This is a genomic window from Pseudoalteromonas galatheae, assembly GCF_005886105.2.
GTDB classification, from domain to species: Bacteria; Pseudomonadota; Gammaproteobacteria; order Enterobacterales; family Alteromonadaceae; genus Pseudoalteromonas; species Pseudoalteromonas galatheae.
On the sequence record NZ_PNCO02000002.1, the window covers coordinates 166,742 to 192,269 of the forward strand.

Below are 25,528 nucleotides of genomic sequence, written 5' to 3' on the forward strand. Positions count from 1 at the left end.
AAGGCCAATCGTTAAAATGTAATAATGCTTAACTAAGCTAGTTCCTTCGAGCAGTAGATAAGTGCGCCTAATATGGCGCATTTTGAAGTTAAGGAACAATGATAATGGCAAGTTTTACCCGTCGAGATTTTATTAAAAGTGCATTAATGGGCGTTGGCGCGGCAACAATTAGCGTCTCGTTAGTAGGTTGCGGCAGTAGTGATAGTAAAGCCGTTGCAAGCAACGATTTTGCTGTCGTATTTAATCATGGTGTCGCAAGTGGCGATCCTTTAGCTGATAGCGTTATATTGTGGACGCGTGTCACTCCTGAAGGTACACCCAATAGTGTGGATGTCACTCTACAAGTATCAGAATCAGAAGACTTTGGTGTCTTACTACAAAGCCACCAGCTGGCCGCATTAGCAAAAAACGATTACACCGTTAAAGTAGATCTTAATGGCCTGACTGCAAATAGCCGCTACTTTTATCGCTTTGTCACTAAGGAAACGCATTCTCCCATAGGTAAATGCAAGACCTTACCCGTTAACGATGTCACTCAGGTAAAACTTGCCGTGATGTCTTGTGCAAATTATCCGGCAGGTTACTTTCATGTCTACGCAGAGGCTGCAAAACGCAGTGATTTAGACGCGGTATTACATTTAGGTGACTACATATACGAATATGGGATGGGTGGGTATGCCACTGAAAATGCCGACGCTATGGGCCGAGGGCTGGATGCAGATAATGCGAACGAGATTATTTCATTAAATGATTATCGTCGTCGCTATGCTAAATATCGTACCGACTTTGGCCTGCAAGCTCTCCACGCCAGTACGCCATTTATTGCGGTATGGGACGACCATGAGGTATGTAATGACTCATACATGGATGGTGCTGAGAACCATAACGAAGGGGAAGGGGAGTACACAGCCCGGAGGCTTGCCGCACTGCAAGCCTACTATGAATGGATGCCAGTACGTCCGATGGTTAAGGATCAACTCGAGAGCCTCTATCGTAAATTTGAATTTGGCGATTTGTTGTCACTTTATATGCTAGATACTCGTCACGAGAGCCGAGCTAAAGCACTTGACTATCAAGATTATATTGACCCTACAACAGGACAAGTGGATTTTGTCGGATTTCAGGCGGATCTCACCGCGCCTTCCCAACAGCTGTTGGGTATAAATCAATTGACTTGGCTAACCGATAACATGAAGACATCGGCAGCGAAGTGGCAAGTCTTAGGGCAACAAGTATTGATGACCAAAATGGTGATCCCAGCCGAGCTGCTTATGTCTCTTGCAAATCCTTCTGCACAAATGTCGACGCAATTAACAGAGCTTGCTCAAATTAAGAGCAGACTGCTTGCTGGTGATTCAACGTTGTCAGAACAAGAAAAGGCGCGAGTCACGTCTACCGCTCCTTATAACTTGGATGCATGGGATGGCTATCCGATTGAACGTGAAGTGATTTTACAAACAGCAAAAGCGGCCAATAAAAACTTAGTTGTCGTTGCTGGAGATACGCACAACGCGTGGTCTGGTAAGCTCTGCGATGCAAGCGGAACCGTTTGTGGCCAAGAATACGCAACAGCTTCTGTCAGCTCCCCTGGGCTTGAGCATTACTTGCAATTGGGCGATGAGCAGGCGCTACAATTTGCTGAGGTATTGCAATTACTAGTCGATGACCTTGAGTATGCGAATATTCATCAGCGTGGTTATTTAACGCTTAATTTCACAAAAGAGAAGGTGGAAAGTGAGTGGCATTTTGTCAATACAGTTAAGCAAGAGCAGTTTGAAAGCCACAATAAACAGCGCGAGCTTTTACTTTAGGTACTAAAAGCAATTCGCGAGACACTAATTTACTGCTTAGTAAAAGGTGCGTAAAGGGGCTTTACAGCCCCTTACATTTAGCTATTTTATCTTGCGAGAGCAGCGCTGTTACCTTGAACGGTTTCTTTTTATCCCCTTTAACTTTAACTTTTGCAATATCTAAATATTGAAAGTCTCCAGGAGCATTTAGACGCCATAGATTCTTTGACTGTTCAGAAAAGCAAAACTCTCCCGTATCTCCATGTATCAACAACAACGGATAACTCAGTCGGGCTGCATATTCTGCAAGTGTCTCTCGATATAATTGATAACCATCACATTTAGCTTTTGAGTTTTTATGACATCGTCCTGAGTGCTTCTCTTTTTGATACAAGTCTGCTTGTAGAAATATCACCGCGGCTTTATGGCTTGGTGTTAGCAAGCTATTTAACCACTTCATATTCTCGACATCACGACGATAGGACTCAGCGTGCACCGCTGTTTTATCAGATAATAATATTTGTCTGCGACCACTGTTGGTGCCTGGTACATGTAAGGTTAAAAACTGTACAGCACCCACTATCCAAGATTGATTTTCCGGTATTGTTTGCTGGCGACTGAACTTTGGCAGGTTAGGCATTTGTACTGCAAAGTGTTGACGAACGAAGTCTAATCTTTCTAGTTCATCAAACCTAGGGTTTAGGGTCTCACGGTCGCAGTCCGTCCAATCATTGTCTCCGGGAGTGAATATAAAAGGTTGATTACTCACACTTGAGATCAGGGCATAATTATCTTTAAGAAGCTGATCAGTACAGGGCTCAGCACCAGATTTCATATCACCTACATGCACCATAAAATCATGCTGTGTATCGTTTACCTTTTCATGCAGTGCACCATTAGGCATCAGCATGGCCCTATCTATCTCCGTGTAGGGCATATCACCAAAGACTAAAAAGGACGCTGCCGAGGCTTGGAATACACTGAGCATAGGCATCACTGCCATGACGAATAATTTAACGAGCTGCACAATAATTCTCCTTTATGTTAGCAGCCTATCATACATCAACTCTATGACAGAAGAAGTCGCGCTCTCAATAAAAAACGCCGCTACTTGCGGCGCTTTGTTATTTTAGATGCTTTTCGAAAAAAGCTAAAAACTCAGTGAGTGTCTTCACTCTGTGTGCTTGATAACTCAGATAATGGTTGCCATCCTCAAGCTCTATATATTTGAACTTTTTGTCATGATCTTCAAGTTCATCTGCCATGTCACGACTATGATTAACAGGCACGACTTTATCGTCATCACCATGAATAAGTAACACAGGGCGGTTAATTTGTTTCGCATAGTTAACAGGGGATTGTACTTTAAGTTTATCAGTATCTTGTCCAAATTGATCACGGACAAGCGCTTTATTTGTGAAAAAGCGCGCGCGACTGACTATTGATTCTAAGTCTGTAACGCCAGCAAAGCTTGCTGCACATTGAAACGTCTCAGGATGTTTTACCACAGCCATTAGTGCCGCATAGCCACCGTAACTTGCGCCACCTATACAGATTTTATTTTTGAGTGCATACTTTTCTGCAACCAACCAATTTGCTGCATCTTGTAAATCATCTTGCATCTTTCCTCCCCAACCTTGATTTGCTTCATTAAAGAAGTCAAAGCCATAGCCAAAAGAGCCTCTAAAGTTAGGTTGAAAAACCACAAAGCCACGGCTTGCAAATAGCTCGGACCAGTAATCAAATCCAGCGTAGTCACGAGAGTATGGTCCACCGTGTGGAAGGATTATTGTCGGTGCAGCCGAATCGAATGCTTTAGGTAGGGTTAAATACCCCTCAATTTCAAGGCCGTCACGCGCCTTAAATGATACCCTTTGTTTGCCTAAATAATTGTCACCTGTAATATCTGGATATAAACGTCCTAACCCCGCTAAAGAGCTGGTTTCTCTGTCACCAATCAGGTATGTGCCAGAGTCTTGGTCAGAATCGCCGTACGCAATGTATTTTTTATTATCCGCACTCATACTTATTACAACAGTGTCATAACTTGGCAATGCGGCTTTAAGTGAACGTTGCAGGAGTTTGCGGTCTTCGTCCCAATAAACTCTCGAGTTATCGAGGTTGGAATGGCTGAAGCCTATGGCTCTGCCGTCATGTGAATAAATGATGCGGCCATCAAAGTCATAATCTGGATCGGAGAAAACGAGCTGAGGTAAAAGCGGGCGCTTAGTAATATCTGCTTTAAAGAGCGCATCTTTACCATTATGAAGTGCGGTTAGGTAAATAATATTTGGATCTTTATCAAATCCAAGAATATGGATAGCTTCTGGGCCACGAGCCTGAAAGGTGTAGAAATCAATTAGGTCCTTCGTCTCGTTATCATAGAGCATGTAATAAGCTTTGATCCCCTCAAACCCGTAACCTATTCTTACATTACCTTGTTGATCGGCTATCCAACTGGAAATTTTACTTCTGCCCCGAACAACCAGTTGACGTCGATCTCTTTTGATATCCAAAAGATAAACACTTGGCTTATTTACGATATCAAAATCTGCTTGTACCAGGACCTTGTTGGGTTGATCTGGTAGTAAACTGATCACGCTATCCTGAAACTGTGCTAAAACTTGGTCACGATAAGGCTGATTGATTTGCTCTAACTTCGCTGATTCATCAGCTAAGTTATATTTAAATAAACGCGATGAGGTATACTTAACACCTCTTTGTACCTCAGTGTAATCAGCGCCGAAAATTAACAATTCGTCTGTTGCCCAGTCATACCAACTTAACGTAATGGTTTTGTTGTCCGTTTTTAGGATATATCTTTTTTTCTGCGTCTTAAGGTCATAAGTCGTTAGAACCAGATCGCCTTCGTAATTTTGTAAATAGGCGACAGCCTTACCACTGGGTGAAAGTGAAACTTTACTCATATTAGGTAGTTGTGCATAACTCTCTACGGGTAACTGGGCTTTAACAGAGATGGTGCAGAGTAGTGCTATGGCAAATAGAATTATATTTTTCATTTTCTGATAGAAGTAGATTATTTTATGTGTCTTTAATTTGGCGACATTATTCCCTATTTACAGGCTAAACGCCAATCTATATGTATAGGTAGATATAATCGTTAGTAATAATTTAGGAAAGGCGAGCACGACAGTTAGATAAATTTTTCTCACCTTAAACAGCAAATGTTGGCACTGCGTAAGCACTAATCAAGGTTTACGCAGATTGAAAGCCAACTTTTAGTCTACTTTGTGTTAATTGAATTTGAGTCGTGGGTTTGGTAATCCGTATAGCCTTGTTCACTACCACCAAATAATGTCTCAGGCTGATGCTTATTCAAGCGCAAATTATGTGCTAGCCTGTGGGGGAGATCAGGGTTAGCGACAAATGGACGGCCAAACCCAATCATATCAGCCCAACCTTCATCAAGAGCTTGTTGGGCGCGCGCTTTCGTATATTTTCCAGCATAGATTAACACGCCATTAAATGCCTCCCTAATTGCATGCTTAAAGCGCCGAGGCATATCTGGCGCATCTTCCCAATCCGCTTCCGCGATGTGTACGTAGCACACGTTGAGCGCATTTAGTTGTTGAATTGCTGCGAGGTATGTCTGCTCAGGGTTTTCATCAACTGTACCATTTAAGGTAGTAAGCGGCGCAAGCCTAACGCCCACTTTGTCACTGCCTATCTCGTCACTCACAGCCGTCACGACCTCACGCAAAAAGCGAATGCGGTTATCAATTGAGCCACCATAGCCATCTGTTCTTTGATTTGAGCAAGAGTCTAAAAATTGATTGATCAAATAACCGTTCGCTGCATGTAGTTCAATTCCGTCGAACCCTGCCTGCATCGCGTTGCGTGCTGCGTGTCGATATTCGTTAATTACATTATTGATGTCTGCTAGGGTCATTGCTCTTGGTGTTTGTGCTTGAATAAAATTAGGTGAATCATTTTCATCGATGAAGACCTTTACACCCCGAGCTTGAATTGCTGAAGCTGAAATTGGCTGAAGCCCACCTGTATTGCTTTGGTGCGATACTCGTCCAACATGCCAAAGCTGCGCAAACATAACGCCGCCTGCATCATGCACTTGTTTTGTGACTTGTTTCCAGCCAGCAACTTGGGCGTCTGAATAGATCCCCGGTGTCCAAGCATACCCCTTACCGAGTTGCGATATTTGTGTCCCTTCACTAATAATTAAACCAGCCGTTGCACGCTGTGCGTAATAGGTTGCCATCAAATTGTTAGGGATATCCCCAGGTTGACTCGCCCGTGAGCGGGTCATAGGTGGCATCACTATACGATTGTTAAGTGTTTTACCTGCTAAATTAATTGACTCAAACAAATCAGCCATTTGGCCTCCTCAACGTTTATTTTCACTATGAGAAGCTTAACGATTTAAAATATTTTCATTAACCGCAATAAATACAAAATATATTTGTAAAAAATGAAAAACTATAGCGTGAGCCTAGGCGCAATGTAGTCTAGAAATGCTGAAATCCGAGAAGATACACCACTATTTTGATAATACACGGCTTGCACCGCTTCTCTGCGGTTTGGCGAAATAATTTGCTCGGTAAATACCTCAACGAGTCTTCCTGCTTTTATATCTTGTCTCACCATAAAGTTAGATAGCAGTGCAATACCATGGCCTGCAATACACAATTGCCTCACGGTCTCACCACTGGATGCGCTAATGGAAAACTTGAGTTGCTGCGGATTTTGTAAAGGCCAGACGTTGAGATGCGGGGCATCGGTAAAACCTATCAAGTTGTGATTTGAAAGAGTAATCAACGGTTCACTGCCTAAAAACTTACTTATATAGTCAGGGCTCGCAACAAGGTGAAGTTTACTTCGGCCTAACAATCGAGCATGAAGGTTAGAATCAGCTAAGTCACCAATTCGTATCGCGATATCGGTTTTATGCTCTAACAAATCGATGATGCTGTCATGGCTAGTTATTTCCAAAGTAATATCGGGAAAGGCTTCATTAAAACCTTTTAATATAGGCGTAAGCTGGTGAAAAACGAAAGGGCTTGCAGCATCAACTCTCAATTTACCTGCCGGCGAAAATCGTAACAACTTTAACGCCTCTTCGCCTTGCTCAATGGTATTGAGTGCCTGTCGCGCATAGCGTAAAAATAGTTCGCCTTCTTCGGTTAGCTCTATCCGCCGAGTAGTTCGATTGAATAGCGTTACACGCAGGGACTTTTCTAGCCGAGTTACCGCTCTTGAGACCTTTGCAACTTGTTCGTCCATCAGATTTGCTGCAGCGGAAAAACTACCAGTATCGACAACACAGATAAAAGCTTCTAGATCTTCGGTTTTTGAGCTAACGGGCATATGCGTTCCTTTTCATTTTCTACAAAAGTATTTTGTCATTTTTACTGTTTTTTGCAAATAAAAAAGCTTTCACACTACATCAACTTATTGCTTATCACCTCAGAAGGGTTTATTTATGCCACTTGCATTACTGGCGCTGACATTAAGCGCATTTGCCATTGGTACCACCGAATTTGTCATTGTTGGTTTAGTACCTACCATCGCTTCAGACTTATCAGTTTCACTGCCTAGTGCAGGGTTGCTGGTGAGTTTATATGCCATCGGCGTTGCCGTTGGTGCGCCCGTCTTAACCGCACTGACAGGGCGATGGAATAGAAAGTCTGTATTACTTAGTTTGATGGCACTCTTTGTCTTTGGCAATTTGCTTGCGTGGCAAGCGCCCAGTTATGAAAGCCTCATTATGGCGAGGATCATGACGGGACTCGCTCATGGTGTGTTCTTCTCTATTGGTTCTACGATTGCGACAAGTTTGGTCTCAAAAGACAAGGAGGCAAGTGCCATAGCCATTATGTTCACGGGCCTGACCGTGGCGCTCGTAACGGGTGTCCCCTTGGGTACTTGGATTGGCCAACAGTTTGGCTGGCGAGCCACGTTTCTAGTAGTTTCTGCTTTAGGTGTTGTTGCTCTCTTGGGAAGTGCACTATTGATTCCAAAGAACCTAAAGCAAAGCGCATCAGCCAGTCTGTCTGAACAGGCAAAGGTATTATTGCAACCCAGATTACTGCTCGTCTATCTTATGACCATACTTGGCTACGGTGGAACCTTTACGGCATTCACTTATCTTGCGCCAATTTTACAACAGGAAGCTGGTTTTAATGCCGCTACAGTCAGTATTATTATGCTGGTTTATGGTGTATCCGTTGCCATTGGCAATATCTATGGCGGCAAATTAGCAGACAAAAAGGGGCCAATAAGCGCTTTGACCATCATCTTCGCGTTACTCTCGGTCATTTTAGCTGTGTTGACATTTACCATGCAGTCGAAAGTAGGCGTGGTGATCACGGTATTAATGTGGGGAGCATTTGCTTTTGGAAATGTGCCTGGTCTTCAGGTCTATGTTGTACAGTTAGCCGAAAAATATAGTCCAAAAGCGGTGGATGTCGCATCAGGGTTGAATATCGCTGCCTTCAACGTTGGAATTGCATTCGGCTCCATCCTTGGTGGTCAAATTGTAGAAAGTATGTCTTTGCAGGACACCGCTTGGGTAGGGGCACTTATCAGTGCTGCAGCCTTATTAGCAACCCGTTTTAGTGGCTATCTGGATAACAGATCTTTATTGAAGGCTCAAGTTGTAGAGTAGGTGACGGCTCATCCGGAGGAATTTTGCTAAAAGATCGCCACGTGAAGTGGCTCCTACGAAAGGCGGTCTGGTTTAGTAAATATTTGAACTCCGCCAAAGTAGGAGCAGGTTAATCCTGCGAGCTTTTGTTAAAGATCGCCACGTGAAGCGGCTCCTACGAAAGGCGGTCTGGTTTAGTAAATATTTGAACTCCACCAAAGTAGTAGCAGGTTAATCCCGCGAGCTTTTGTTAAAGATCGCCACGTAAAGTGGCTCCTACGAAAAAAGCAATCTGGTTTAGCAAATAGTCAAGCCTCACCAAAGTAGGAGCAGGTTAATCCTGCGAGCTTTTGTTAAAAGATCTCCACGTGAAGTGGCTCCTACTTGGCTTTAAAGTACAAGCGCTGCACTATTGTTTGGGGATCGCATTCCCTTTAAACGATACTTTGATATTCGTCACTTTACTTAAGTCATAAAGCTGTGGATTTTTCAGCTTAATTGACCAAGTAGTAAACGGAGTTGGTTTAAAGTAATTAATCGCATAATCGTTTGCGATTGCACCACTGGTGATTGGATCTATGCGTGTCGTTTCACTATCTAACAACTCGTAACTCACCAATCGGTATAACGATTCGGCACTAAATTGATAGGGTTGCCCTTTAAACCTATCTTGATATGAACCGCTTGACCTTACCTCGATATCGTAGCGCTGGTTCTCATTCAATCCCGAACCTTCTAGTACAACATTGACCTCGTCTAATCTAACTCGATCAAATTGGGAAAAATCAATGTCTTCTAACGACAGCGTGAAACTCATCTCACCATCTTGCGCAAAATCCTGCAATTGTTGCTGCGCATTCAACTCTTCTATGGTGAGCATAAAGTCTTGAGGTCGAGGGTTAAAGCGTAATAATGACGCGGCCTCTTGCTCACGTAGCAAGGCTAAGTCGCGGCGGTATTCTTGATAACTTTGATTAAGGCTTGGTGTCACTATGATGTCATCAAGTGACCAGTAGCTAAATGCCGCCTGATAGTTTGTTAATGCTACAAATATCGGACGTTTTAGATTATTCAGAGTCCGAAATAGCTGCTCCTCCATTTCCTGAATTTCATCTAGACTGTTTTGATTGTTTTGTAAAAATGCATCTATACGGTTGATCTGCTTGAGTTTTGCATCAGCGGTGATCCGCAAATCTATCTGTCTAGACTGCTCCTGGGCAATATCAATTTCCACAGCCACAATTGCCTTACCATGATTAATTAACTTTTCGATAGCAACAAGATAGTCGCTTGAACCGTCAATATCTTCATCTATAGCTTTTTTCATTTGTGCTTTAGCGGTTATTAAAAATTCATCCCAAATTCGATTTGCCTCTTCTTTGGTTGGAATGAGTGAGTTAAGGCGATTGAACTCTTGTGCAAGCTCACTACTAGAAAACGGATCGGCAGTTTTTTGCGATAATACGTTTAACTGGCCGCTAACCTTTTGTACTTTATCCATTAATGATGCTATATCATCAATTTTGGTTTTTAAGTCATTGATCTCTTGGATTGTGGCGGGTAAGCTCGCTACTAAGTCTTTCAGGCCACTGGTGTCTCCCCCAGCAGCTCCTGCAAATGCAGTGCCTGCACTAATTACGGTTTCAAGTACTTTAAGTCCGATTTCTGTAATTTTATCTAGTTTGTAGTCTAAAATTCCTTGCTGAAACTCGACCCCTGAATAGAAGACGTTATTTTCTTGTCCGCTGAATGCTACTTTTTGTTCATCTAGTGTCTTTACCAAGCTCGTCAGTTGCTCTACTGAGCGAGAGATAATTCGTTGCTCAGCAGATGCAACATCGAACAGGTTATCCTGCATTAAAGTGAGATCTTGGCGCTTGTTTTCTAAACTCCGGCCTTGTTGCTGAAAATTACTATAGCTATCCTGATATGCTTCCATCGCATCAATGTATGCTTTGATGGTTAGCTCATAAAAGTCGCGGGACAAGCTAGGAACATAGTTTTTGTTAAGTGTTGCATACGACAAAAACTGCTTAAGGTTAGCAAGCTGCAAGTAAAAGTTCTTAGCTTGAACTGATGACTCTCTAACATCATGAGCTGCATTTAGTATAGACTCAGGCCAGCTCAACATCTCAATGCTCAAAGCTGGGTTTTGATCATAAATGGCCGCCGCCATATCGAACGACTTTTCAAATGCATCTAAAAAGTACTCTTTGTGCACCGAAGTTAGTGACGTCAGCGCGGGGGAAATAGGCGTCGCAAACTTATTCCCTTGTATAACTTGATATAGCGTACCAAAGGAGTCTGGTGCGATGCTAAAACGTTCAATTTCACCGCCGCTGGGTGAATGAGCTGTCACTATATTGATATTAGCCTCAACTTTATCGGCCATGAATACCAGTGTTGATGCTTGGGCATTTTGAGTATCTAAATTAATACTCACCGTACCATTACCCATTATTTTGCGTGCGACGATAAAAACCCTTTTATTTGGCGCATCGAAAATCATGTTTCGGTCGATTTCCACGGTATCTGCAGCAATGACAATGGTATTATGATCTCTAGCACTGGTAAGTACGTCATTCAGGTTGACATGTAATGCCGAGACCAAGTAATTTTGTGTGTCTATCTGTTGTTGATTTGTTGTTGTAACGCTTGGTAAGTTTTGACTTAACTCAAGATTATATAGCTCGTTCCAAGTCGCTGCTTGGCTCGAAAAAGCGCAGCCAATTAACAAGCTGAGTAAAGTTGGTTTCATAGTAATTCCTTATTGCAACATACAAGACGCGCCTATTGAGCACTCTGTGAATGTAGGGCGCTCAATAGAAGTTTAGTTATGATGCTTATAATTTAAGTCTAGTGATACTTACTGCTGTGATGTTGGCAGGTAGGCGTTCTGTAGAAATGTTCTTGCTTTGTCTGCGATGTCTTTCCATGAATTGCTGGCATTGCTGGCAAGAGGTGAAGAAACTATCCCTGCAACAATTACGTTGGCATTACGTAACGCATTGTCACTGTTTAATTGTGTCAATACATCTCGAAGAGATTGCATATCTCCATACAAAGACTGCCAGTGCACTTGAACTTTACGAACATTGCCAAGCGCTGTTTCAATTTTTTCGTTCATGCCTTCCACTTGCCCTTTGGCAATTTGATACGAGGCTGCAAGACTCATCGCGTGGGCGAGTTCCTTATTCGCCGTCTCAATTTGAGACTCTACTTTATTAATCTCGCTCTTTACTTCTTCTAACTGTGCGCCTTGGATACTACCGCCAATGATTAGCCCAAGCACACCGCCGAGACTACTTAAGCCAATACCTGTTTTTAAATCGCTCTTTTCATCATTTAGATCGTTGAGTCGTCGTTGTAAGGTACTAATTCGATCTCGGATGTTAGCTGGCTGGTCTTTATTTAAGATATCTTCAAAAGTGCCTTCCAGTGTATTTAATTGTCCAGAATGTGTAGTTAAATCTCCCTGAAAGGTGACGAGTTGATCTACCACTGTTTGGGTTTTTGTTAGATTACCATCAACAAAATTCATGAAGGTGTTTAGAAATGAAATTGCGACTTGTCGACTTTGTTCGGCAGCTTGCAGATCTCCGCTTAGCGACGCGTTATGTAACTTTGTTAGTTCATCAATAAACGGCTGAATTAGCAATACATGGGTATCGGAATAATTTGCTAATTTCGTCGCGAGATCAATGATGCTTGGATAAAGCTTATGATTCCAGTTCTGACCCGACGCATTGATTGACTCAAAGGTTGTCATCAGTGCTATGTAGTCGTTATTTAGAGGCGTATCCGCTGGATATCGCGTCGCACTTCTAAAGGCTGCTTCGTTATTCGGTAAACTGACAGCTGACTCGGCAAAAACTTGAATCGTATGCCACTGTTCCTGAGTAAGTAGAAAGTTATCCGAGCCGACATCTATAAACAATGGTGAGCCTTCAATATCGCCTTGAAGCGTATCGTACATAATTGGGGAAATTTCAGGGACGGCGGTATTTGCCGTAGCAAGCTGACTAAGTCCAAATAATTGTAGTGACGTTACGATAGCAATTGCGCTTTTCTTTAACTTAATTGGTTTCATCTTTCATATTCCTTAATCAATATGTGTTCTAGCTTTTAAGTTGTACGAAACTCTTTTTAGTTTCAAAAGTACAACTTCAGATAAAAGTGCATGTAGTTAAAATGTTAACTAAATGTACTTTTAATATTATTGATATAGGGACAATGAGAATGGAAGAACTTATACACTTTCTAACAAATTTAGAGGTTTAGTTGCATTTCCAATAACATTAAATATTAGTGTATACAATCTGCAAAAGTGTATTTTTAGTAAATGAAAGTTAACAAAAAGACACTTAAAACTAGCCGTCTACAGCTATAGATGTAGAGGTTTTTGTCAAAGGGAAATCGCAAACAGTTAACTTGAACAGTGCTTTTTGCTCGAAATTTAATCGTAATTGAATTGTTTCATAAAATCAAACTCAATGTTTCTTGTGATTTGATTTAGACCTTCCTATTTGTTGAAAAAATAAGCTTAATCCATTTTCTGATAATTGGATTAGATAAAAATACTTTTAAAATTATCTGGTTACACTGATATTTTGGAGTGTATGGATAACACTCAAATTTAATCAAGATGAAAGCTAACAAACCTAAGTTAACTCTAACTAACGACATTGGCGTGAGTCTTAGGCCGCTAAGTTGAATAAGGTGTGGCTCTGGAGTTTTAGTGCATTCGTGATTATTTAAAATATATGTTTAATTAATGTTTTAATTGTGTAATTTTATTTGTGTGTAGCGGTCTTTATCTTTTGAAGCGACATAAAAGAGAAGTCAAAATGAACAAGCTAAGAAGAATGATGATATTTAAAGGGGTGGTAGAGTCAGGTTCACTGACGAAAGCTGCAGATAAGTTATCTTTGTCTAAATCTGTGATAAGCCAGCACTTAAAGAAATTGGAAGAAGAGATAGGAGCGCCACTACTGTACAGAAACACACGAAGTCAATCATTGACTAATGTTGGTAAAGATTTCTATACATACTGTCTTGAAATTAGCCATCTATCCGAGTTAGCGTGGGAAAAGGCAAGAGCTAAGCAATCTGAAATTTCTGGGCAATTAACAGTGACAGCATCTTATGCATTGATGCAAACCATCGTTGCGCCAGCATTATGTAAGCTGATTAAGGCGCACTCTAAAATACGTCTAAATTTAATTAATGAAGATCGACCACTCAATCTAGTTGAGCGGGGGATCGATCTTGCAGTCAGAGTGGGAAAAAGCGCAGACGTAGAGCAGTCACAGCAATATATCGGCTCATTTAGAGACGTTCTATATAAAGCTAAGGACAGTGAATTTGATGTGGGCACAGCGCCTTACATCGCAAACTCTTGGGAAGGAAAAGTCGCAAATTATCAATTTATGCATACAACCCAAAACATAGTGAAGCCGCTTTCATTTAGAGCGCATCACAAAACTAACTCAGTGAGTGACACCATTAGGCTTATTGAAAGCGGCCTCGGTATTGGGTTAGTGCCAGAAATCATCGCATTTGATAATCACAAGCTGGAACGGGTAGACCCTGACTTCGAGCTTGAAAAAGTAGAGATATTTTGCATCCATAAAGGGAGTATCGATGTACCTGCAACAATACAAATTGCGCAACGTGCTATTAAAAGTTATATGGATGCGCACCAGTTTGTATTAAAAAGTGCCGCGATGTACTCGTGTACGTGATGAAAACTTGGTAGCCATTTTAGTTACTCTGAATATGGGCTGTGTATTAGATCGCCTCAGTAAATTATTTCAATCTGGCTGTTTTTTGAATAGATAACATATAACGCAGAAAGTCACTACTACCCGAGTAGACTCAGAGTGGGTAGGTTTAAGCGCTTTGGAAAAGGAAATTTTATTAATCAATATAATTAGCCAAAAGAACAGCGAAGTTTACTGAAAATACTGTCGCCACAATAAGTATTTGTCAAAGCGGTTACACTATAGACTCTTAACTGCATCAAAACCCTTCTTTGGGTGTTGTGTTTATCACTAAATTCTGACGGCAACGATATAGCGTATTCCGTTCCTAAACTTCAGTTTGAGTCATGAGATAATGAGCTCCATTAAAGTCTCGAATAAATTTCAAAACACAATGCTTTTTAACTAATCCAAAAGTATTGGATTTTAAGTTGCTTTAGTGATGTAAAACATCATAAAATCTGGTTTTTCGGTTATGCATTGACCGTAGAGGAGAAAAGTACGACAATGGTAGTATATTAAGAGGTGTTGCTGTAAACAATAAATTTACATTAACCCTATTTTATTGGAGTGGCTATGAAACTTAACTTTGCAACCTTAGTGTTAATGTCAGTCGTTGGTACAGCAAGTGCTGCCGATAATCTTGTTGTTAACGGCTCTTTTGAAACATCAGGAAATATTTCTGGTGATTGGGCGTTATTTGACAACCTCCAAGGTTGGAGTAGAGACGGTGCCAGATTTGAAATTCAAAAACAAAGTCTCGGTATTATCGTGCCACAAGAGGGCAATCAATACCTAGAGCTTGACTCTACAGCAAATTATACTATCTACCAGAATATTCCGACAACAGCTGGTAAAAAATATACTGTGAGCTTTTATTACTCGCCTCGAATTGTAAACAATAATTCAACCAATCGTGCTCGTGCTTGGTTTGGTGATAGCACGTTAGTGACTATGAATGCAACGACCCGAGGCTGGACAAAATACGAGTACACAGTTGAAGCGACGAGCAGTTCAACACAACTTCGGTTTCAAGGCCTAGGTACTTCTGATTCATTGGGTGCGTTATTAGACAACGTAGTAGTGACAGAGGAAGAAGAAGTTACACCACCAGAGCCACCGGTGACTTGTAAAGTTGGCGTTTATGGTATCAATAACTTTGGTGAAGACAACAACAGCTATGTTTATCATTTTGATGTCACCAATGGTACTTATGCGTACGTTGATGGGGTAGCCAATACAGCTTCAAATATCGCCGCACATGATGGTGAGCTATACTTTATGGAGCAAAATGATAGCGCAACTAAAGCGTCATCACTGTGGAAGGTCTCATTAGACAACGCGGAGCAGACTTTAGCTGCTAATGCGGTTTCTTGGCCGATTTATCGCTCAGCAGTAACGCCAGACGGCACTAAGTTATTAGCGACCAGTAAAACTTATCTGTATGAGTTTGATATGCAGACGGGTGAAAAAACAGTATTTGGCAAGTTAAGCTATGCTGGTGATGACTTTTCACACGGTGATATTGCTTATTCAGCAGACACAAATGTAATTTACGTCCTAACAGGCAAAGCACTTTACACGTTAGACAAAGGCGCGATGACGCTAGACCTAGTTGGCGAACATGGTGTGAATTGGGCATCTGGTTTGGCGGTAAGCTCAGATGGTACGCTATACGTGTCTGGCCGCAATAAAGGAGAAGATGCAAAGATCTATACATTAGATCCAAACACTGCAGAATCGACTTTTGTCATGGATGGCCCAGAGCACATCAACGACTTAACATATGTAGCGAACTACTGCGAATAAATACAAAAATACGTAGACAGTAGACAAGGCGAGGGGAAACCCTCGCTTTTTTCGTTTTGGACCCAAGCTTCTATATCGCTACATAGAAGTATTTATCTTTGGGTTGACTAGGGGCGAGACTGGTGCTCCGATAGCTTAAAATAGCATTTCATTTAACACATCAAGCACAACTTTAGAAATCCTCCTGCGACCCGGCCTAATTTTAAACAGAGAAGCTCATAGATATTTTAAATAAAGTGTCTGGTTCGACCGACTAATGAAGTTGCCTGTTGCATTTGCAAAATAAAAACTTTTTTGCAAATTTCAAAACTTAAGACTAAATACACAGGGTATATCCTTAAAAATATAACTATCACATTGATATTAAAGAAAATTATCTTTAATTGAAATTGGCCTTAATTTTGCTTTATCTATATTAGTATTTAATCAGCGAGAGATGCATTATGAAAAAGATATTAGCCAAGGTGATATTAATTTTACCATTCTCGGTACTAGGTTCAGAAAACTTAGTCTCTAATGGTTCTTTTGAAAACAACTCTTTAATAACTGGGACTTGGGCTTTACTAGATGAAATAGAAGGGTGGAGTACAGAAGGTGCGAAACTTGAAATCCAAAAGACAACGATAAATTTTATAGACTCGCAGAGCGGTGACAGTCATATTGAATTAGATTCGACGGGAAACTACTCAATTTATCAAGATATTCCAACTGTGATTGGCAAACGCTACAAGGTCAGTTTTTATTACTCAGCAAGAATTGTAGGTGACAACTCTACAAATAGAGCAAGAGCATGGTTTGGTGATACAACCCTAGCAACAATGAATGCAACGACCCGAGGCTGGACAAAGTACGAGTACACAGTTGAAGCGACGAGCAGTTCAACACAACTTCGGTTTCAAGGCCTAGGTACTTCTGATTCATTGGGTGCGTTATTAGACAACGTAGTAGTGACAGAGGAAGAGGAAGTTACACCACCAGAGCCACCGGTGACTTGTAAAGTTGGCGTTTATGGTATCAATAACTTTGGTGAAGACAACAACAGCTATGTTTATCATTTTGATGTCACCAACGGTACTTATGCGTACGTTGATGGGGTAGCCAATACAGCTTCAAATATCGCCGCACATGATGGTGAGCTATACTTTATGGAGCAAAATGATAGCGCAACTAAAACGTCATCACTGTGGAAGGTCTCATTAGACAATGCGGAGCAGACTTTAGCTGCTAATGCGGTTTCTTGGCCGATTTATCGCTCAGCAGTAACGCCAGACGGCACTAAGTTATTAGCTACCAGTAAAACTTATCTGTATGAGTTTGATATGCAGACGGGTGAAAAAACAGTATTTGGCAAGTTAAGCTATACTGGTGATGACTTTTCACATGGTGACATTGCTTATTCAGCAGACACAAATGTAATTTACGTCCTCACAGGCAAAGCACTTTACACGTTAGACAAAGGCGCGATGACGTTAGACTTAGTTGGCGAACATGGTGTGAATTGGGCATCTGGTTTGGCGGTAAGCTCAGATGGTACGCTATACGTGTCTGGCCGCAATAAAGGAGAAGATGCAAAGATCTATACATTAGATCCAAACACTGCAGAATCGACTTTTGTCATGGATGGTCCAGAGCACATCAATGACTTAACGTATGTAGCGAACTACTGTAAATAAATACAGGAACACGTAGACAGTAGATTGTAGACAAGGCGAGGGGAAACCCTCGCTTTTTTTCGTTTTTGCTTTGTTGAATAGATAATAGACCGGCAAAATGTTGGTATTTAACCTATTTAACATAACTTAAATTATAGGCTTATTTATACAGTGTTGCATAACATGTATAGGTGTCACTATAATATGTCCAATACTAACCAATATCGGACTTATCATGATTTTACCATTGGTCGACACCTTAAAGCAGCTTAGGTATCAAATCGCCCACCTTGAAGATGATACGCTTGCGCATGAATATCCCGAGCTGAAAAAATTTTTGGCTCGCCATGGTAAATTATTACCAGTAGATAACGAGCTGCAGTTTTTATTTCAGTTTTTGTATGTTTACGGTCGTAAGTCTGAAGCAACTTTTAACCGCTTTCGTAATGAGCTTGAACGTTTTTATTTATGGTCATGGCTGGTTGCTGAGAAGTCAGTGTTTGAGCTTAAACGGGAAGATATCGAGGCGTATGTGGATTTTGTGGTTGAGCCTGATAAAGCATGGACGCAAACTTCTGTACAGTGGCGTTATAAACAAAACCAAGGTATTCGTCAGGTTAACGAAAATTGGCGGCCGTTTGTTCTCAAAGAAAACGGCGCTAGCCAGCAAACGTTGGCTGCGATGTTTACCGCGCTGAATGTGTTTTACAAGTTTGCCATTTTAGAAGAAAAGTCGTTCGCGAACTTTGTTCCGGTGGTTAAAAAAAATAACCCATATTTAGTTGTTCAATCGCAAATCAATCTTCCTGATACACTGAGTGACTTGCAATGGGAATATGTTTTTGGCGTAACACGTGATTTAAGTGAACAGCAGCCGGATCTAGAACGGAATCTCTTTGTATTAGCTTGTTTAAAGGGTTTGTATTTACGTATTTCAGAGCTGTCTGACCGCCCTCATTGGTCACCAGTAATGAGTCATTTTTGGCAGGATCAAGATGATTTTTGGTACCTAAGAATTATGGGTAAGGGCAATAAGCTAAGGGATGTAACGCTTAGCGAAGACTTTATTGGTTATTTAAAGCGTTATCGACAGTACCGGGGGTTAAGCGCCCTACCTCGCGTTGATGAGCCCTACCCAATTGTTCATAAACTAAGGGGACAAGGCGGTATGAACGTTCGTCAATTACGCCGTATTGTTCAGCAAAGTTTTGACTTAGCAGTGGCAAAACTAAAGGAAGATGGCTTTACGGAAGAGTCAGAGCAGCTCGAAGCTGCGACTTCACACTGGCTAAGACATACAGGTGCGACGCATGATGCACATCACCGCCCGCTAAAACATCTATCTGAAGATTTAGGTCACGCCAAAATCGCAACAACAGATCAAATCTATATTCAAACCAATATTAAAGAGCGTGCTAAATCAGGCTTAAAACGGAAGATTTAGGCTCTGAGCGTTCGGTCTGGATTTTAAGGAGTATGTATGAGCGCTAGATCATTGGTAATCATTGAAGATGACTTAGGCCTGGCGGAGCTGCTTAGGCGCTTTTTTGAAAAACATGGTTTTATCGTGAGTATCCAAAATGATGGAGTGAGTGGGTTGGCGCATGTACTGCAACTTCAACCGGATTTTGTATTGCTTGATTTGATGTTACCAAATAAAGATGGTTTCGAGATCTGTAGATCATTACAAAACAGGTACAATGGTAAATTGATTGTGCTAACCGCGAGTCACGATGATATAGACGAAATTACGCTATTAGAAATGGGTGCTGATGACTTTATTCATAAGCCAGTCAACCCTCGAATTATCTTAGCGAGATTTCGAAAACTAGTTCGCTTAGCAGAAGAAAGTAAGAATAAACAGCGAAATGGGCACGTGCTCCGTGTTGGCCCCTTCTCATTTAACTCATCGACAAGGCAAGCAAGCCAAGATGGTATACCGCTTGGTCTCTCAGACAGTGAATACACATTATTTCATTTTTTGGCGTCTAATGTTGACTCTATTCTTAGTCGCGACCAGATTTCAACTCAGCTGTACGGCCGCTCATTTGATGGTTTCGATCGTACAGTTGACAATAAAATCATGAAGATAAGAAAGATTATCGGTGATGAAATGCCCTATCAACACCTTATCACTGTAAGAGGGAAAGGATATATTTTTGTAAATAGCAAGGAAACTGAATGACAAGCATACGTTTTGCATTTGCAAGCTTACTCTTTGTTAGTTTGTTTTTAGTGATAAACCCCCTTTTGACTTCTCTAGCTACAAGTTATTTCTCAAAAGAGCTGAAAAAGGACGTAGAGCTAGATTATCTAGCCTATGTTTATGCTTTAGAAGCAGCTCGTCCTGGCTTGGATGATGCTCAGTGGCAAGCTTTACTTGCCCAGATCTCAGAAAAAAGTAATCTAAAAGTACAGACACTTGATAAACCTGCATTTGAGCAAACGACTAAGCTAGTCATCGAAAACGTTTATGATGAGGAATTACAAACCGTAATCGCAAAGATACAAGGTAAAGAGTTAATTGCGTTTTCTGCGGTTGGAGTGCAAGGCTCTGCAGGGGCGATCCTCAATTTTATTCAGTATGGTTTACCCTTGGGACTAATCCTAGTCCTATTTTTGTTGCACTCACTTTGGTTGCAATTTCGACTTTCTAGGTTAGAACATGCTAGTAAACTAATTGCACAAGGATTGTTATCTAAACGTGCTGATACCGGACTTTTAGCAGTTGGACGTGTCAATTACGCCTTTAATCAAATGGCTGAAAAATTAGAGTGTGCCTTTGCACAGCAAAGGAATATGATCAGAGCCGTATCTCACGAGCTCAAAACGCCATTATTCCGACTTCAGCTCAAGCTTGAGTTGCTTGATGTTCCGCCAAAGAACAAAAATCTGGTTCGAGAGTTATTTGAGGAATGTGAAGAGCTTGAAATGCTGGTGCATGAAATTTTGGAGTTCAGTAAAGTAGAACAGTTTTCCGCAAAGATCAGCGTTTCCAATTTTGATTTGTGTACACTAATTAATGAATACATCATCACTTTAGAAAAATACTGTAACCACCCTATAACTATAAATTGTCCAAACTCAGTGAGGATAAGGGCCTGCCAAACAGATGTGAAACGTGTGCTTCATAACTTAATTGTTAATGCTGATAAATTTGCAGTGGAGCAGATCCGTGTTTCACTAAGTTTATGTAACGCTCAACTTCTCCTAACTGTTGAAGATGATGGCATTGGCATTGCCGAAGATAAACATGAGTTAGTCTTCCAAGCCTTTTTTACGGTAGATGAAAGTCGCTCAGGAAAAAGACGAGGTGCAGGCCTTGGCTTGACCATCGTAAAAGAAATTTTATTGCACTACGACGCTGGGATCTCGGTAAGCAGAAGTGAACTCGGTGGTGCATGTCTAACTATCAATTTGTCCCCAATGTTAATCAATTAGTTATGACAAATCCCTGACAAATCCGCGACAATCAAATCGCTGCTTACACTTTAAGATAACTTCATATTTTAATTCGATAGGAAGTTATGATGAAAAAATTCAATTTAAGACCAATCACTTTAATCTTGTGTATCGGCGTTGCTGGTTGCCATTTTGACGAAAATAAAAGCAGCGTAGAAGTTGTTCAAAAAACGCAACGAAACGAGCTTTGGTATTCGGAACATTATGGTGAAATAAAACAAATAGTTGATGAGCGCCTTGTGACTTGGCAAGTGACAGGCTCCTCTTGCTATCCAATTCTGACATTGGATCCACTTTCGTTATTTGATGCGTTTAGCGCCAAAAATGTAGGTTTGCTCAACTATAAACGACCCTACGATTCTGGCCCTGTAAAATACACTGAAATATCCAGTCTCGATGAAGTCTGTAAAGACGGGTTTATATCTACCTCAGATAAAAGTGACTATACGTTTGACGCACAGGCCATCTTTGAACTTTTTTGGTTGGATATGAAAAATCACTATGCATTTTTCTCTGAGCGTAGCGTAGATTGGGATGCTGTTTATAACCAGTATGCTGGGCAGCTAAGTGATGCCAATGAAACAAAGCTACTTGGTGTATTTCGTGAGATACTTGAATTACTAAATGATGGTCACACTAGGCTTTATTTTAGCCTTGAAGAAGAACCGATAAACTTTGAAGCTAAGCCTACCTTGTTCAAAAGGTTAGAGCGAGAAGCATTTGATCTAAGCTTAACTGGTGAGCTTGTTGAAAAATATATTGAAACGCAAACGAATCAACTACAAATCACGATTGCACGATACCTGGATCAAGAGACAAAGCAAGACTTTATAATGCGTAAACAGCAAAGTCTGAATAGCCCTAATTGGGGAGTGATTAACACTGGAGGTCAACATATTGGTTATTTGAAGCTCTATAGTTTTGCAAATTTTATTGATGTAGGAGGTATTGAACGTCAAGATATTAGTTATGCCAATGCGGCTTTCAACGATTTACTGGATGAAATTTTCACAGACTTATCCCGTACAGATCAGCTGATCATTGATATTCGCGATAACGAAGGTGGCTATGACATACAGGCACTAGAATTAATCAAGCGCTTTATCTCACAAAATACGCTTGTTTGGGATATTAGTACGTTTTATGCAGGGGAGCTACATCAGCTGACAGCAGTTTATGCAGAGCCTGATAATAACAGGCCATATTACCTTAAAGACATTTATCTCCTAACCTCAAACGGTACTTTCAGTGCTGGCGAAACCTTTGCATTGGCGATGTCTGCGCTGCCTCAAGTAACATTAGTAGGACGTGCTACAGCTGGTGTTACCTCTGATACTTTTCCACGGATGCTACCCAACGGTTGGATTTATGAGCTTAGTAATGAGTACTATGAAAACAGTTCGGATTTGAATGTGGAGGTGCTAGGTGTTCCTGTTGACGTTGAAGTCGATCCTTTCGACATCACATTTAGAAAAAAGAACAAAGATGCGGCGATTGAAAAAGTATTGTCAATATTAAGCTATGAGCCCTAATTATGATGGAAAGGACATCAACTGATGTCCTTTTTATTATTAGCGATGGATCTGAGCCACTACGTTTAACTCAACTAATTATCATCATTTACGCTTAAAACGAATAATCAATTCATGCATTTCTTTTGCTGTAGTTTCTAGGTCTTTACTCTCTTGATGTACTTTGTCTGCACTATCTAGACTGTTGTTCGCAAGCTGGGCAATATTCACTACTTGCTGGTTTATGTCATCAGACACAGTCGCTTGTTGCTCAACCGAAGTTGCAATTTGCATCGACATGTCACTAATTTGAATAACAGCTTGAGTGATTTGTTGAAGCATATCAGTGCTTTGATTTAATTGCTCAATACCATGGAGCGATTCTTCTTGACCTTGCTGAGCAATATTTACAGACGCTTGAGTGCTGCTGGTTAGTTGTTCAATAATTGCATGGATCTCTTTTGTCGACTCTTGAGTGCGTTGTGCAAGATGCCTAACCTCATCAGCAACTACGGCAAACCCCCTACCTTGTTCGCCAGCTCGCGCAGCTTCAATTGCCGCATTTAGTGCTAGCAAATTTGTTTGCTCTGCGATTTGTTCGATAATTTGTGCGGCGGCAGCAATTTTATCAGTTTGTTTAGAGACGCCTTCAACAGAGTTGCGTATGTCGGCAATCGTGTTACTCAAATCACCAAAGGCAACTTTGGTTTTATTAGCGATTTTTTCAGTTTGAGAAGTCAAATCAAGGGAGTTTTGAGCATCTTTAGCACTCAGTTGCACACTGTTAGATACATCGTTGATGGTTGTTGTCATTTCGTTCATAGCAGTGGCAACAAGTTCTGTCTCAGTTTGCTGCTTTTGTAAATCAGCATAGGTGGCCCGCGCTTCTTTACTTGCTGTGTGGGCTCCTTTTGATACGTCCTGTGCAGCGTGTTCAACACGGGTGAGAATTGTATCTAGGTGTGCCCTTTCACTTTTCAAGCGTACTTGGATTGACCCCATGGTACCATCCCATGTTGAGTAAACTTGCTCGGATATTTCATCGCAAAAGCTGTGTGCCAACTCAGATTCCAGACGTCTCAACTGTTCCTTATCGCGCCAAGTCGCATAGGCAGAATACGCGAGCATATTCGCCATTAACCAGAAAAATCCTGCAGACTCTGAGGCAAAATACCAAAGCGCAAGGGACGAAGCGATGTTAAATACTGGCCAAATCACACGTAATTTTGGAAGGCGGATACCGCTTCCCTTATTGGTATTAACGCTGGTGTAAAGTTGACTTGCTCGTTCAACCGTAGCCCTATCTGGGCAGCTTCTAACTGATTCGTAACCAATGATTTTGCCGTTTTCCGTTATTGGCGTTACATAAGCATCAACCCAATAGTGATCACCATTTTTACAGCGATTTTTTACGATCCCCATCCATGGTTTGCCTGTTTTAAGCTGCTTCCACATCGTGTGAAACGCTAGAGGTGGCATATCTGGATGTCGTACTATATTATGAGGTTGACCAACAAGCTCATCACGTGTAAAACCACTAACATCGATAAAAGCTTGATTGCAATCAACGATATTACCTTTTAGATCGGTGACAGAGATGAGTTTTACATCGCGAGAAAAGGTCTTTTCTCTTTGCGTTACTGGGTGGTTGGTTCTCATTAGACTAGTCCAAAACTAACAAAAAATTGATTTTCCCTTAAAGATTTTCAGGAAAATACGCCCTCAACCCCCGAATAGCAATAGAGACGGGGCTAATTAATGATAATTACAACTATAGTGTGAGTTAATTTTGGTCGCAAATTGATTTATGCCAGTTTAGATCGAAATTAGGCTTACTCCCGTATAGGCTTTCTTGTAAAATAACTCTATTAAAATGATAATCTAAGGAGCGTTAGGTGTCTCGCTTTTCAGCCATTACAGATAATCCCCATGAAGGCCGATTTAATTCCAAAACGGGTATTCTTATTACGAATTTAGGTAGCCCTGATGCACCAACGGCTAAAGCACTTAGAGTTTATCTAGCTGAGTTCCTCTCCGACCCCCGAATCGTTGAAATTCCAAGACTAATTTGGTTAATCATTTTGCATGGGATTATTCTACGTGTTCGTCCTAAAAAATCAGCCCATGCCTATCAATCAATTTGGACCGATGCAGGCTCTCCGTTGATTACCATTAGTCGAGCGCAAACTGATAAAATAGAAAAGCAACTACGAAGTGAAGGCTTTGAAGAGATAGAAGTTGAACTCGCGATGCGCTATGGTAACCCATCGATTGAATCTGGGCTTGAAAAATTAAGAGAAAAAGGTGTTTCTCGCATTATCGTTGTGCCGCTATATCCTCAATACTCCAGCGCGACAACAGGCTCAACCTTTGATCAGATCTCCAAAGTGCTTAGGGGCTGGCGCTGGGTTCCCGAACTGCATTTTATTAATGGCTATCATAAACACCCCCTTTATATAGAGTCTTTAGCTAACTCCATTAGGGAGGACCTTAAGGCGAATGGTGAGCCAGATAAACTGGTTTTTTCATATCATGGTACACCAAAACTATTTCTAGATAGAGGCGATCCGTATCATTGTTTTTGTCAGCAAACGACTCGATTAGTTGTTGAAAAACTCAATCTTGATAAAGAAAAAGTCATGACAACCTTCCAAAGTCGTTTTGGCAAAGCAGAATGGTTGCAACCCTATACGGACAAAACACTTGAGAGCTTTCCGAGTCAAGGTATTAAAAACGTCGCAATATTAAGTCCGGCTTTTAGTGCAGATTGCTTGGAAACGTTAGAAGAGTTGGAAGTAGAAAACCGCGAGGTCTTTGAGTCTGCTGGCGGTGAAAAGTACCGTTATATTCCTGCGTTAAACGAGCGTGATGACCACATTAAAGCGATAACTGCTTTGATAAAGCCCCTATTGTAATAAAG

Annotated in this window: 17 protein-coding genes; 10 read left to right on the top strand and 7 right to left on the bottom strand. The window is 41.1% G+C overall.

The window, feature by feature from the left end:
• Positions 1-104 precede the first annotated feature (104 nt).
• The gene (locus CWC29_RS18855; protein ID WP_138522939.1) at positions 105-1,811 is read left to right on the top strand and encodes an alkaline phosphatase D family protein; all 1,707 of its coding nucleotides are present in this window, start codon (positions 105-107) and stop codon (positions 1,809-1,811) included.
• 61 nt (positions 1,812-1,872) lie between these two features.
• Here CWC29_RS18855 and CWC29_RS18860 read toward each other — a convergent pair whose 3' ends face one another.
• From CWC29_RS18860 to CWC29_RS18875, 4 genes are all read right to left on the bottom strand, one after another.
• On the bottom strand, positions 1,873-2,817 hold the full coding sequence (locus tag CWC29_RS18860) for a metallophosphoesterase family protein (protein WP_138522941.1): 945 nt from the start codon (positions 2,815-2,817) through the stop codon (positions 1,873-1,875).
• 97 nt (positions 2,818-2,914) lie between these two features.
• Positions 2,915-4,810: an alpha/beta hydrolase family protein gene (locus CWC29_RS18865; RefSeq protein WP_138522942.1), complete on the bottom strand. Its 1,896-nt coding sequence runs from the start codon at positions 4,808-4,810 to the stop codon at positions 2,915-2,917.
• Positions 4,811-5,034: 224 nt separating this feature from the next.
• Positions 5,035-6,144 (bottom strand): alkene reductase, encoded by a 1,110-nt coding sequence (locus tag CWC29_RS18870; RefSeq protein WP_138522944.1) that lies wholly within the window; start codon positions 6,142-6,144, stop codon positions 5,035-5,037.
• A 101-nt stretch (positions 6,145-6,245) separates the two neighbouring features.
• Positions 6,246-7,133 (bottom strand): LysR substrate-binding domain-containing protein, encoded by an 888-nt coding sequence (locus CWC29_RS18875; RefSeq protein WP_138522945.1) that lies wholly within the window; start codon positions 7,131-7,133, stop codon positions 6,246-6,248.
• A 115-nt stretch (positions 7,134-7,248) separates the two neighbouring features.
• On the opposite strand from CWC29_RS18875, the gene CWC29_RS18880 reads away from it, so the two are divergent.
• On the top strand, positions 7,249-8,433 hold the full coding sequence (locus CWC29_RS18880; RefSeq protein WP_138522947.1) for an MFS transporter: 1,185 nt from the start codon (positions 7,249-7,251) through the stop codon (positions 8,431-8,433).
• A 388-nt stretch (positions 8,434-8,821) separates the two neighbouring features.
• On the opposite strand, the gene CWC29_RS18885 is transcribed toward CWC29_RS18880, so the two are convergent.
• On the bottom strand, positions 8,822-11,170 hold the full coding sequence (locus CWC29_RS18885; protein WP_138524202.1) for a hypothetical protein: 2,349 nt from the start codon (positions 11,168-11,170) through the stop codon (positions 8,822-8,824).
• A 108-nt stretch (positions 11,171-11,278) separates the two neighbouring features.
• Positions 11,279-12,502: an alpha-xenorhabdolysin family binary toxin subunit A gene (locus CWC29_RS18890; RefSeq protein WP_138524204.1), complete on the bottom strand. Its 1,224-nt coding sequence runs from the start codon at positions 12,500-12,502 to the stop codon at positions 11,279-11,281.
• 757 nt (positions 12,503-13,259) lie between these two features.
• On the opposite strand from CWC29_RS18890, the gene CWC29_RS18895 reads away from it, so the two are divergent.
• The 7 genes from CWC29_RS18895 (at position 13,260) to CWC29_RS18925 (ending at position 22,629) form a co-directional block, all read left to right on the top strand.
• Positions 13,260-14,156, top strand: a complete 897-nt coding sequence (locus CWC29_RS18895; protein ID WP_138524206.1) for a LysR family transcriptional regulator — start codon at positions 13,260-13,262, stop codon at positions 14,154-14,156.
• A 594-nt stretch (positions 14,157-14,750) separates the two neighbouring features.
• Positions 14,751-15,983: a DUF642 domain-containing protein gene (locus CWC29_RS18900; RefSeq protein ID WP_138524208.1), complete on the top strand. Its 1,233-nt coding sequence runs from the start codon at positions 14,751-14,753 to the stop codon at positions 15,981-15,983.
• A 443-nt stretch (positions 15,984-16,426) separates the two neighbouring features.
• Positions 16,427-17,656 carry a DUF642 domain-containing protein gene (locus CWC29_RS18905; protein ID WP_138524210.1) on the top strand — a complete coding sequence of 410 codons (1,230 nt, stop codon included), beginning with the start codon at positions 16,427-16,429 and terminating at the stop codon, positions 17,654-17,656.
• Between the two features lie 214 nt (positions 17,657-17,870).
• On the top strand, positions 17,871-19,079 hold the full coding sequence (locus CWC29_RS18910) for a tyrosine-type recombinase/integrase (protein WP_138524212.1): 1,209 nt from the start codon (positions 17,871-17,873) through the stop codon (positions 19,077-19,079).
• A gap of 36 nt (positions 19,080-19,115) precedes the next feature.
• Positions 19,116-19,820, top strand: coding sequence for a response regulator transcription factor (locus tag CWC29_RS18915; protein ID WP_138524214.1), 705 nt, complete (start codon positions 19,116-19,118; stop codon positions 19,818-19,820).
• Positions 19,817-21,076, top strand: a complete 1,260-nt coding sequence (locus CWC29_RS18920; RefSeq protein ID WP_138524216.1) for a sensor histidine kinase — start codon at positions 19,817-19,819, stop codon at positions 21,074-21,076. Before CWC29_RS18915 ends, CWC29_RS18920 begins: the two co-directional genes overlap by 4 nt.
• A gap of 89 nt (positions 21,077-21,165) precedes the next feature.
• Complete coding sequence (locus CWC29_RS18925) at positions 21,166-22,629, top strand: S41 family peptidase (RefSeq protein ID WP_167815450.1); 1,464 nt, start codon at positions 21,166-21,168, stop codon at positions 22,627-22,629.
• A gap of 84 nt (positions 22,630-22,713) precedes the next feature.
• On the opposite strand, the gene CWC29_RS18930 is transcribed toward CWC29_RS18925, so the two are convergent.
• A complete protein-coding gene (locus CWC29_RS18930; RefSeq protein ID WP_138524220.1) occupies positions 22,714-24,267 on the bottom strand; it encodes a methyl-accepting chemotaxis protein in 1,554 nt (517 codons plus the stop codon).
• 236 nt (positions 24,268-24,503) lie between these two features.
• On the opposite strand from CWC29_RS18930, the gene hemH reads away from it, so the two are divergent.
• Positions 24,504-25,523 carry a ferrochelatase gene (gene hemH / locus CWC29_RS18935; RefSeq protein ID WP_128727133.1) on the top strand — a complete coding sequence of 340 codons (1,020 nt, stop codon included), beginning with the start codon at positions 24,504-24,506 and terminating at the stop codon, positions 25,521-25,523.
• Positions 25,524-25,528: the final 5 nt, after the last annotated feature.